Source organism: Pseudomonas sp. GZD-222, from assembly GCF_049310525.1.
Lineage (GTDB): Bacteria > Pseudomonadota > Gammaproteobacteria > Pseudomonadales > Pseudomonadaceae > Aquipseudomonas.
Genome location: NZ_JBMOWO010000069.1, coordinates 165,760 through 176,142, shown reverse-complemented (window position 1 = coordinate 176,142; position 10,383 = coordinate 165,760). Strand labels below are relative to the sequence as shown.

11 protein-coding genes and 1 pseudogene are annotated in these 10,383 nt (G+C 56.1%); 9 read left to right on the top strand and 3 right to left on the bottom strand.

From position 1 onward, the window contains the following. Positions 1-82 precede the first annotated feature (82 nt). Together ACO6VD_RS13150 and ACO6VD_RS13145 are read right to left on the bottom strand one after the other, a co-directional pair. Positions 83-1,876: an alpha/beta fold hydrolase gene (locus tag ACO6VD_RS13150; protein ID WP_422419624.1), complete on the bottom strand. Its 1,794-nt coding sequence runs from the start codon at positions 1,874-1,876 to the stop codon at positions 83-85. 143 nt (positions 1,877-2,019) lie between these two features. Next, positions 2,020-2,310, bottom strand: coding sequence for a hypothetical protein (locus ACO6VD_RS13145; protein WP_422419623.1), 291 nt, complete (start codon positions 2,308-2,310; stop codon positions 2,020-2,022). A gap of 274 nt (positions 2,311-2,584) precedes the next feature. Between ACO6VD_RS13145 and ACO6VD_RS13140 the strand changes: the two genes are divergently transcribed. Together ACO6VD_RS13140 and ACO6VD_RS13135 are read left to right on the top strand one after the other, a co-directional pair. Continuing rightward, the gene (locus tag ACO6VD_RS13140) at positions 2,585-2,965 is read left to right on the top strand and encodes a hypothetical protein (protein WP_422419622.1); all 381 of its coding nucleotides are present in this window, start codon (positions 2,585-2,587) and stop codon (positions 2,963-2,965) included. 11 nt (positions 2,966-2,976) lie between these two features. Beyond that, a complete protein-coding gene (locus ACO6VD_RS13135) occupies positions 2,977-3,204 on the top strand; it encodes a YMGG-like glycine zipper-containing protein (RefSeq protein ID WP_422419621.1) in 228 nt (75 codons plus the stop codon). 75 nt (positions 3,205-3,279) lie between these two features. Here ACO6VD_RS13135 and ACO6VD_RS13130 read toward each other — a convergent pair whose 3' ends face one another. Continuing rightward, on the bottom strand, positions 3,280-3,876 hold the full coding sequence (locus ACO6VD_RS13130) for a TetR/AcrR family transcriptional regulator (protein ID WP_422419620.1): 597 nt from the start codon (positions 3,874-3,876) through the stop codon (positions 3,280-3,282). Positions 3,877-3,986: 110 nt separating this feature from the next. On the opposite strand from ACO6VD_RS13130, the gene ACO6VD_RS13125 reads away from it, so the two are divergent. The 7 genes and pseudogenes from ACO6VD_RS13125 (at position 3,987) to ACO6VD_RS13095 (ending at position 10,351) form a co-directional block, all read left to right on the top strand. Further along, the gene (locus ACO6VD_RS13125; protein ID WP_422419619.1) at positions 3,987-5,060 is read left to right on the top strand and encodes a sugar phosphate isomerase/epimerase family protein; all 1,074 of its coding nucleotides are present in this window, start codon (positions 3,987-3,989) and stop codon (positions 5,058-5,060) included. Next, a complete protein-coding gene (locus ACO6VD_RS13120) occupies positions 5,057-5,929 on the top strand; it encodes an alpha/beta fold hydrolase (protein ID WP_422419618.1) in 873 nt (290 codons plus the stop codon). The genes ACO6VD_RS13125 and ACO6VD_RS13120 overlap by 4 nt, the downstream gene beginning before the upstream one ends. Positions 5,930-6,150: 221 nt before the next feature. Continuing rightward, a pseudogene (locus ACO6VD_RS13115) lies at positions 6,151-6,366 on the top strand (DUF6632 domain-containing protein); the annotation flags it as partial. A gap of 242 nt (positions 6,367-6,608) precedes the next feature. Next, on the top strand, positions 6,609-7,556 hold the full coding sequence (locus ACO6VD_RS13110) for a hypothetical protein (RefSeq protein ID WP_422419617.1): 948 nt from the start codon (positions 6,609-6,611) through the stop codon (positions 7,554-7,556). Between the two features lie 2 nt (positions 7,557-7,558). Continuing rightward, positions 7,559-8,191: a DUF2997 domain-containing protein gene (locus tag ACO6VD_RS13105; RefSeq protein ID WP_422419615.1), complete on the top strand. Its 633-nt coding sequence runs from the start codon at positions 7,559-7,561 to the stop codon at positions 8,189-8,191. Continuing rightward, entirely contained in the window at positions 8,192-8,713 is a 522-nt protein-coding gene (locus ACO6VD_RS13100; RefSeq protein ID WP_422419613.1) for a 4Fe-4S single cluster domain-containing protein, read from the top strand. It abuts the gene before it with no gap. 27 nt (positions 8,714-8,740) lie between these two features. Beyond that, entirely contained in the window at positions 8,741-10,351 is a 1,611-nt protein-coding gene (locus tag ACO6VD_RS13095; RefSeq protein WP_422419611.1) for an AAA family ATPase, read from the top strand. Positions 10,352-10,383 lie beyond the last annotated feature (32 nt).

Below are 10,383 nucleotides of genomic sequence, written 5' to 3'. Positions count from 1 at the left end.
TGGGTGTTTGTTCTCCCCTCCCCCCCCCCCTCTCCCCCCTCCCCCCCCCCCCCCCCCCCCCCCCCCCCCCCCTCCCACCCAGTCAACGCTCCATGACATAGGTGCCAGGTGCGGGGCAGAGGGGCGGGTACTTGCGCGAGCCAAGTTTCTTCGGCGCCGGCAGGCTGTCGCCCGAGCGTTGCCCGATCCATTCACGCCAATGCGGCCACCAGCTACCTTGCTGGCGCTCCCCGGCGTTGTGCAGCCAGGTTTCCGGGGTCTCGGCAGTGGCGGGCGCCGCGTAGTAGAACGACTTGGGATTGCCCGGCGGGTTCACCAGGCTCTGCAAGTGGCCGGCGTTGGACAGCACATAGGTGGTGTCCTCGCCAAACAGCCGGGCGGTGCCGTAGCAGCCTTGCCAAGGGGTGATGTGGTCGGTGGTACCGCCGACCACATAGGCACCCACCTGCACCTGGGTCATGTCGATCGACTCGCCGGCAATCTCCAGGGTGCCCGGGTTGCTGTAGGGGTTCTGCTGGATCAGGTCGAGGTAGTCCGCGTGCAGTTGGGCGGGCAGTCGCGTGGTGTCGTTGTTCCAGGCCAGGATGTCGAAAGCCGGCGGCTTGTTGCCCAACAGGTAATTGTTGACCCAGTAGTTCCAGATCAGGTCGTTGGGCCGCATCCAGGCGAACATGCTGGCCATGCCCTGGCCGCTCAGTACGCCCTTGCGCCGGGAGCTGGCCTTGGCCGCGCGCAGGGCCGACGGGGTGGTGAACAGCCCCAGGGTGGTGTCGCCCAGCGCCGAGGGCATGTCGAGCACGCACACGGCCCAACTGGTGTTGGCCACTTTGTGGCCTTCGCCACGGGCCGCCAGCCAGCCCAGATAGGCCGCCAGGGTGATGCCGCCGGAGCAGGAGCCCCACATGTTCACATCCGCGCTACCGGTGACCTTGCGTGCCACGTCCACCGCCTGGTCGAGGCACAGCGCGTAATCGGACAAGCCCCAATCGCGGTGCTCGCGGGTGGGATTGCGCCAACTGATGACGAACAGGTTCACGCCGCTGTCCTGGATCCACTTGATCAGGCTTTTTTCCGGCGCCAGGTCGATGGCGTAGTACTTGTTGATTTGCGGCGGCGACATCACCAAGGGCCGGGCATAGACATTCTCGGTGGTGGGCGCGAACTGCAGCAGCTCGAACATCTCGTTGCGAAACACCACTTCGCCCTTGGCTGCGGCGATGTTTTCGCCAACCTTGAACGGCGTGCTGTCGACCTGTCTCGGCAGCCCACGGTTGTTCAGCATATCGTCGCCGAATTGGCGCATACCCCTGGCCAGGCTCATGCCACCGGTGTCCACCAGTTTGCGCAGCGCTGCCGGATTGGTCAGCGGCGAATTGCTCGGTGCCATTGCATCGGCCAGCAGCGCTGCCACAAACCGGGCCCGGCTCTTTTCCAGCGGGGCAAGGTCGGTGGATTCGATGAAGCGGGTCAGCTCACTTTGGCCGGCCAGGTAGCTCTGCAGCAGTGCGCGCAGGAAGGCGTTGGATTGCCAGGCTGGATCGGCGAAACGCTTGTCCTTCGGATCCGGGGCGATGCTGGAGTTACCGCGGACGATGCCGCGCAGCGCCTTCAGGTAACCACCCAGATGAGCGCCGGCTTTGAGTGGCGACTTGCCTACGGCCTTGAGCAGGTAGCCGGCCGAGCTGGCCAGGTCGGCAGGCCGCACGCTGACGAGTGGATTGCCTGCCAGGGTCTGGTTGGCAGCCGTGCCGATCAGCTCTTGTTGCCGGGTGCTGTCCGGAACATCGCCATCCTTGCGAACGCGACGCTTTCGGACGGTTGTCCGGGGGCGTTGAGTGGGAGTTTCGGTCTCGCTGGTTCGGGTGGATCTGCTCATGGCGGCTCTCGTGTTTCCGGGCGCTGTGTTGTTGTGCTCCCACTCTAGGGCAGCAGCGGCCGCGGTCGCCTCTCATCGCACGACAGCAAATTTTCATTTCATGACAGGGGAATCCAGCGTCGATGAACTGACACAAGAGCGCGCTAGTTGATCTGCACAATGACCGGACCTTCCGTCACGATCGGCGGCTCTGCGTGGATATGGGCTGCATTTTTCTGAATCCACTCACGTGCGACTTTCAGGCTCGCATCGCTGCCGGCCTTGTCTGTACACACAGTCACTGCCGTACCACCATCACCGGTATTGAGCAGCGTGTAGCTTACGAGGCCGGGCACTGTTCGCAGGGTGGCTTCGACGTCGGTACTGCGCGTTTCCAGCAGCTCGAAGAGCTGCTTTGCGCCACTGCCCAGGTAGGTTCTTATCACCGCGTACATGTTCGTCTCCCTCGGGAGCATGCTCATTCAGATCCACTGATGGCGACAATCATCCAGGTTTCAACGTGCCCCGATTCATTAAGCTTAGCCACACGCCGACGGCCAGAGAAATGCAACGACCATCGGCTGCTTCTGGTCGTCAACAGAATCCCGCGAAAAGCACTCAGGTATCTAAACTTGTCTGTAAGCCTGGAGTTACCGGCTGACCAGGAAAGCACGAGACAAAGAAACGAGCCGCACGTGTCGAGGTTCAACCCGGCGAGGAGCGAAGACGATGAGCGCGTTGCGATTGGGCACGTTGGTAGTGGTGGCATGGGTGACCCTGGTGACGGCATCGGGTATGGCCCGCGCCGAAGGGGTTGCCTTGATTACCGGCGAGCAATGGCTGCAGTCGTCGGAGCATCTCAAGAAGGTCTACCTCATCGGCATTGCCAATGCCTACGAGGTGGAGGCGGCCTACTACAAAGCGAAACCGCCTTCCGATGAGCACAGCCTGATTCCACGTTTCGGCAGAGGCTTGAAGGGCCAAACGCTCGACACCGTGCGCGAAGGGCTCAACCAGTGGTACGCCGCCCATCCCGACCAAGTGAAACGGCCCGTCATCGAGACCATCTGGTTCGAGATGGTCGTGCCCGGTCTGAAGCAGAACCAGTAATGGAGGTGAACATGAACAGATCCCTATTGTTTGCCGCAGCCCTAACTGCGGCGAGTGCGATCGGCTGCACCTCGATGTCCGCTCAGCAGCAGGGAACGGTGAGCGGTGCCGCCATCGGTGCTGCGGCCGGCGCTGGCATTGCTGCGATCTCCGGCGGCAGTGGTTGGACTGGCGCCGCGATCGGCGCTGTCGCCGGCGGGGTTGCCGGCAACATCAGAGGCAGCAGGCAGCAGAAATAGGCGGGCCAATCCGCGTTATGACAGAGGCTTGGCAGGGGCGGGTAGGGAAAATGAATCCGTGCCTTTTCCAGAGGCCTATCGCGGATCACGCTCCGGCAACACTGTCAGCGCACACTCACAGGCACTACGCAGCGCAACCGCTGGCACACCATCGCGGGCCTGCACCGAAATGCCATGCAGGAAGGTGGCATAGAAATGCCCCAGCGCTTGAACGTCCGCACCAGGCGGCAACTGGCCGTCAGCGCGGGCCTGGTGCAGGCGCGCGATAATCGACTCGGTGCGCTGCCGGCGGTGCCCGGACAACCAGGTGAGGATCCCGGTGTTTTCCGGTGCGACACCGCTGGCCGCGCTCACTACCAGGCAGCCGCGAGGTTCGTCGGCCCGGGTGTAGGTGCTGACGGCGGCATCGAGCATCTGTGCCAGCGCCTGGCGAACATCCGGTAGGTCCAGTGTGCGGTCGGCGAAGCCACCTTCGGCGGATTCATACAACGCTACGGCCTCTTCGAACAGCTGTTGCTTGCTGCCGAATGCCGCATAGATGCGCGCCGACGCGATGCCCAGCGTGTTCACCAGCATCGACATCGACGTGCCTTCATAGCCGTGTTCCCAGAACAACAGCATCGCCTTGCGCAACGCGTTCTGTTTGTCGAATTCCCTGGGACGCCCTGCCATCGCCTACCTGTCCTGAACTGGTCAAGCGGCCATTCTATCCATTTCGGGGTTGACGGCCAGCATTAATCGATCCTATTGTTTGTCGATCAACAAACAATAGGATCGATCGTATGAAAACCCTCAAAGGCCCCAGCCTTCATCTCGCCCAGTTCAGTGCTGACTGTCCTCCGTTCAACAGCCTGGACAGCATCGCCGATTGGGCCAGCGGCCTGGGCTTCAAGGCCTTGCAGGTGCCGGCCTGGGACGAGCGTCTGTTCAATGTCGCTCAAGCGGCGCAAAGTCTCGATTACTGTGACGAAATCAAGGGCAAGCTGGCCGAGCGCGGCCTGCAGATCAGTGAACTGAGCACCCATATGTTCGGTCAGTTGGTCGCGGTCCATCCCGCCTACGACGCCATGTGCGATGCCTTCGCCCCCACGGCCCTGCGCGGGCGGCCCGCAGAACGCACTGCCTGGGCCATCGAGCAGATGAAACTGGCGGCGCAAGCCAGCCGCAACCTCGGCCTGGAGGACATGGGGACTTTCTCCGGTTCGCTGGCCTGGCCGTACCTGTTCCCGTTTCCGCAACGCCCGGCAGGGTTGGTCGAGACGGCTTTCGAGGAACTGGCGCGGCGCTGGCGGCCGATCCTCGACGTCTGTGACGAGCAGGGCGTCAACCTGTGCTACGAGATTCATCCCGCCGAAGACCTGCACGATGGCACCAGCTTCGAACGTTTCCACGCCCTGGTGGGTGAGCACGAGCGTTGCCGGATTCTCTTTGACCCCAGCCACTTCGTGCTCCAGCAACTCGACTACCTTGGCTACCTGGACCTCTATCACCCGTTCATCCGCATGTTTCACGTCAAGGACGCCGAGTTTTATCCAAGCGCGCGCCAGGGGGTGTATGGCGGCTATAGCGGCTGGGCCGAGCGTGCCGGTCGGTTTCGCTCGCTGGGCGACGGCCAGGTGGATTTCAAACGCATCTTTTCCAAGCTCGCGCAGTACGACTACGCCGGCTGGGCGACGCTTGAGTGGGAGTGCTGCCTGAAAGACCAGGAGGATGGCGCCCGCGAGGGCGTGGAGTTCATCAACCGCCACATTATCCGGGTGACCGGGCAGGTGTTCGACGACTTTGCCGGTGCGCCGGTTGACGCTGGACAGATTGCCCGGATGCTCGGCGTTCACCCGCAGGAGGCTTGCGCATGAGCGTACCACTCGACGCGTCGACAGATGCATTCACCCATACCCATGTCCATGTCGACGGCCTGCGTATCCACTGCGTGGTGGCGGGCGAGGGTGAGCCGGTGCTGCTGGTGCCGGGCTGGCCGCAGACCTGGTATGCCTGGCGCCATGTGATGCGCGCGCTGGCCGAGTGCGGTTTCATGGCCATCGCCGTCGATCCGCCGGGCCTGGGTGACTCCGATCGCCCGGCCCAGGGCTACGACACCGGCAACGTCGCCCGGCTGCTGCATCTGGCCATGACCCAACTTGGCCACGCTCGCTACCACCTGGTCGGCCATGACGTGGGCATGTGGGTGGCGTATGCGCTTGCCAGCGACCAGCCGCAGGCGGTGCGCACCCTGACGGTGGCCGAAGCCGTCATTCCCGGGTTGGCAGCGGCGCCATCGATCTTCGTCGCGCCACAGGAGAACATCTTCCTCTGGCACTTCCTGTTTAACCAGGTGCGCGATTTGCCGGAGTTTCTGATTGCGGGCCGCGAGGACGGCTACCTGAACTTCATGTTCGATCGCTGGGCGGTGCAGCGTCATGCGGTGGCGTCGGACGTCTACATCCGCGCCTATTCGACACCGGGTGGCCTGCGCGGTGGCTTCGAATACTACCGGGCGATACCCGAAACGATCCGCCAGAACACCGAGCGCGCCCGGCGCGAACTGGAGATGCCGGTGCTGGCGATCGGTGCGCAACATGCCACGGGTGATGCCCCCTTGCAGACACTGAAGGCGCATGCCCGATCGCTGCGCGGGGTGGTCATTCCCGATTGTGGGCACTTCGTGATGGAGGAAGCGCCGCAGGCGTTCAACGAGCAGTTGCTGGCGTTTCTGCAGGACGCGTAAAGCGGTGCCGCCGTGGACCGGGATAGCCTGTGCAGCGGGACGCCAACTCGCGTTGGCGTCGTTCCGATGTCAGTTGTGGTAGGCGCATAGGCATGTAACCTCTGGGGGGACATGAATCTGTCCCCCTCGCTTTTTTGTTGTGCGCGCATGAAAGCTACGACATACCGGCGCACAGATTCAGCCAATGTCTTGCATCGACCGGTTGAATCCACAGCCGATAGCTGCCTGTCGAGGGTGACCGCTATCGACCCGTCGTTCTAGTTTTGGCTGGCCTCGCGTGCCTTGCTCTCTACCCACTTATGTTGTTCTGGCCGTCTGGCTGGGCTTGGCACGTCGGTCACTCGGACTACCCGATGATGATCGTTGGCATCTACGCCACACTTGGCGTGTTCTTGATCCCGGGAAGTCGCGTTTCTACGCAATTTTTTGCTCTGGTGATCAACTAACGCTGACAGATTTTACGTAGCAACGCAGCCTTCAAGAATGTGTCCGCGTTTTTTCCCGCCTGGGACTTTTTCTGCTTGGCTACTTCAGACGAACCTTGGCGCGTGATAAACCAAAAATCGTCATGTAGCATAGACCCATGAGTAGTTCTACAGCCATCCCCTCACTACGCGCTTCTGCACCAACTCTAGAAGGTTTGTGAATGATAAAGACTATCCCGATGTGGAAAATGGTAATGGCCACCAAAGGTAAGATAACGGTACTTGTAGTACTGGCATTCGTACCTGTTTTCATCGTTGGCGGCGCGTGGATGTTTCTTGACGGGCTGCAAAATGGGCAAAATCGCCAGGCTGCAATGGGGCTTTTTGGCGTGGTTTTTTTTGGTGCGTGCACCCTGATTTTTGCGCCTTCAAAAAAATATATTCCCGGCAAAACATTTCTGGGTTATAGAAATAAAAAGCTCAGTTCGCAGACGGCCATTAATTACGGTTACGGAATCATTGTTTTTATTTCCGCAGTTTGTGTGGTTTTTGCACCGAAGAACGCAGTAAGTGCGATAGGCTATGGAATGACAGGCATCTTTGGCCTTTATGTTCTATCAAAAAGCTTAAAATTTCACGCCAATATTGATTTTTCGACAAATGAATATTTGGCAACCGAACTGGGATTTCCTGTAGGGGAGAAAATTCAGGTCAGCTACCAGAATTTTGATGCTGATGACGTTGATGTTGGTAGCAATGCTTTTGCCGCATCAGCGACAAAATTAATTGTGGCGTCGTTTGATGGGCATCTTTGGGGAAAGCTGTCACGGGATCTGAATCAGATCTCGCACATTGGCATCATTGGCGATGAAAGTCAAAATTACTTCGTTAAATTACAGTTCAATGATGGCGCCGATGCGTTGTTGCGAATTGGACTCTATGAAAAGCTCACGTCAAGTCCTATCTTGGTAATAAGAAGGTTGTTGGAAACGATTGATGCAAGTCTCCTGAGTGGTAGTGGTGTATCACAGACAACCCAAAGACGTCGGGTAGTTGTCAACTCTGGAACTCCAGCCGAAATTTCGAAAAATGTTGCGCCGCCATCCATGGCACCTGTGCGCAACATTGAGGTTGTCCCTGGCGTATTAAATGCTACCCAGGACGCAGAAGAAGTTGTTCCCGGTCGTAAGCTGGAGCTTTAACAATGTCTCATTGTACAAAGTTTGAATTTTCTTATGTCAATGAAGAAGTCATTGCCAAAGCCTTCGGCAAATTGGATCTTAGCCCAACGACTGGTCTGGTTTCCATATTTTCCAGCGACTTCAGTAAAAAGGTGTTGAGCAAAATAGGCTATATGGGTAAGCAGCAATTCAGGGCTATTTGTGGTCAAACGGCTGATAAATTCAATCTATTTGTTTGTCAAGTTGAGGAGGGCTCCTACAAGCTCCTCATCGAACGAGAAACTATTTCGGCCGGCGATGAAGCAATAATGGCTGATTTGGCTTTAAGCTTTCAGAAAGCGTACGTCAGCGTAGCCATCGATGAAACTATCAAGCGTATAGACGCATCAGGTGTTCCTGCAAGAGTCAAAGAAACTTCTCAAGGGTTCGAGATTGAATTCGGACCTAGCTACGAATACGGCATTCATGTCACCTTTACGGGCGATGAAATCACGGAAGAAGTGCATGGCGTGAAAGGCGACATTTGCACAAAGCTTACTGAAGAGCTTGAGTCTCTACTTTCTAGCCCTACTGCGGAACTTGTGACTGAATGGAAGCCGGAATATACCGTAGTCCATGAAGAGCAAACCCTTCAAATTCTCAGCGCGAACTTCTAAATGGACATCAATGTACACCATATGGAGTTGAGCAGCGTTAACGGCCCCGGGTTGCGCTTGACATTATGGGTGCAGGGTTGTGCGCTGAATTGTAAGGGGTGCTTCAATCAGAGCACCCACGCTCGCGAAGCGAGTACGCTGATGTCTGTTGATGAATTGGCACAGAAGATAAATGCACTGGACATCGCTGGCGTTACCCTCTCTGGGGGGGAGCCGCTCGACCAGGCGCCAGCCTTGGAGCAATTAATAAATGCAGTCAATGGCGAGAAAAACTGGATACTTTACACAGGCTATACGCCAAAAGAGATATTCCACAACGACGCCATGATTCGTGTTGTTAAAGCCGTAGACTTGACGCTGGCTGGTCGGTATCGGCATAACGCGAGTCATCCCTATCAGCACAAACAGATTATCAAAGCCAGCGACAGAGTCGACATTGAATTTTTTCGCGCTAGAAGAGTTGTCGAGTTTATAGTTTCAAATTCTGGCGTTACTAAAACCGGTCTTCCGATGAGTGTTTAACTCAGTTCAAGCGCAGGGATAACAAGCATGAACCGTACCAAGCAGATAACAGATTACCTGAAAGCGCGCTATGCTATTTTGGTCATTGAAACGTTCGAGGAAGAGCGTGCGCTCAATGAAATTGCTGAAATCGCCAAGGCACTTAGCCATCGTTTGTTTGTTTGGAACTCAACGCTAGGCGTCCAGATAAATGGCGTCGTGGCCGGGGATAAAACCTTTGATTTGAAAGTAGCCTTGGATTTTTGCGAAGAAAAGGCGAAGGATGAAGGCAGCAAAAATATATTTGTTTTTTGTGATGCTCATAACTACCTTACCTCAAAATCAAATCCCGTCTATCGTCGTCGACTTCGAGATTTAGCCATCAATATCCGTTCACGTGGCTATCGAAGCAATTGCATTATCGTGGCGCCCAGCTTTGAAATTGCCAATGATCTTCAAAAGGAAATCACGTTCATTGATTTTCCTTTGCCATCAAGAGATGAAGTTAAGGATCAGATAAATAATTTTGTTAATTCATGGCAAGGCAACAGTAGCGTCAAGATTGATCTTTCCAGCGAGGCCAAAGATAAACTCATTGATGCCGCTTTGGGTCTCACGGGATTAGAGATTGACAATAGCTTGTCTCGTTCATTGGTATCCACCCTGAGTGTGAATGAAAATACCGTAAAAGACCTTCTTTCCGAAAAAAGACAAATTATACGGAAAACAGGTATTTTGGAATACATTGACTCAACGTTAAATCTCGAGGATGTTGGTGGCTTGGCAACGCTTAAGAAGTGGCTTAATTTGCGTAGTCAGTGTTTTGGGCAGATGGCTCAGGAGTTCGGTGTCGGAACCCCGAAGGGTTTGCTCTTGACTGGCGTTCCTGGTTGCGGTAAGTCGCTAACGGCGAAATGTGTATCGTCGTCATGGAACATGCCGTTATTGCGTTTGGACATGGGGAAAATTTTCCAAGGGTTGGTTGGCTCTTCAGAATCCAATATTCGTTCCGCACTACGTACGGCCGAAGCTATTTCGCCCTGCATCCTATGGATCGATGAAATTGAAAAAGGACTGTCCGGCTCTTCCGGAGGTGCATCTGATGGTGGCACGGCCTCACGCGTATTCGGTACATTGTTGACTTGGATGCAAGAAAAGACGGCGCCTGTTTTTGTGTTTGCTACCGCAAACAACATCAACAGCTTACCTCCGGAGTTGTTGAGGAAGGGGCGATTCGACGAAATATTTTTCGTTGACTTCCCGTCGACATTAGAAAGAAAGAAGATTCTTGAAATACACCTCAAGAAGTTGAAGCGTGACCCAGAAAAATTTGATTTGGATCGATTGGCTGCTCTAGGGGGGGAGCCGAATTTTGGTAAAGATGTTGTGCTCTCTGGTGCCGAAATCGAAGCGTGGGTTGGGGACTCGCTGATTGAAGCGTTCTCACGGCGGATGAATGGCTCAGGTGATGTAAGCGACCTGAATATGGCTGATTTTGAAACTACCATTTCGCGTTTAGTACCCATGAGCAAAATGCGTAAAGACGAGTTTATAAAACTACGTGATTGGGCGAATCAAAATGCAATTAGCGCATCGGCTATGGTTGCCGGTCAGAATGATACGGAAACTCAAATCGGCGGCAGGCAAATTGATTTTTAATCTGCGGTGATTTTTCGGTGGGTAAGGCTTTT

Coding starts and splice junctions, on each gene's coding strand:
- ACO6VD_RS13150 (WP_422419624.1), bottom strand. CDS start 1,876: ATGAGCAGATCCACCCGAACCAGCGAGACCGAAACTCCCACTCAACGC.
- ACO6VD_RS13100 (WP_422419613.1), top strand. CDS start 8,192: ATGGACATCAATGTACACCATATGGAGTTGAGCAGCGTTAACGGCCCC.
- ACO6VD_RS13140 (WP_422419622.1), top strand. CDS start 2,585: ATGAGCGCGTTGCGATTGGGCACGTTGGTAGTGGTGGCATGGGTGACC.
- ACO6VD_RS13110 (WP_422419617.1), top strand. CDS start 6,609: ATGGCCACCAAAGGTAAGATAACGGTACTTGTAGTACTGGCATTCGTA.
- ACO6VD_RS13145 (WP_422419623.1), bottom strand. CDS start 2,310: ATGTACGCGGTGATAAGAACCTACCTGGGCAGTGGCGCAAAGCAGCTC.
- ACO6VD_RS13120 (WP_422419618.1), top strand. CDS start 5,057: ATGAGCGTACCACTCGACGCGTCGACAGATGCATTCACCCATACCCAT.
- ACO6VD_RS13135 (WP_422419621.1), top strand. CDS start 2,977: ATGAACAGATCCCTATTGTTTGCCGCAGCCCTAACTGCGGCGAGTGCG.
- ACO6VD_RS13105 (WP_422419615.1), top strand. CDS start 7,559: ATGTCTCATTGTACAAAGTTTGAATTTTCTTATGTCAATGAAGAAGTC.
- ACO6VD_RS13095 (WP_422419611.1), top strand. CDS start 8,741: ATGAACCGTACCAAGCAGATAACAGATTACCTGAAAGCGCGCTATGCT.
- ACO6VD_RS13125 (WP_422419619.1), top strand. CDS start 3,987: ATGAAAACCCTCAAAGGCCCCAGCCTTCATCTCGCCCAGTTCAGTGCT.
- ACO6VD_RS13130 (WP_422419620.1), bottom strand. CDS start 3,876: ATGGCAGGGCGTCCCAGGGAATTCGACAAACAGAACGCGTTGCGCAAG.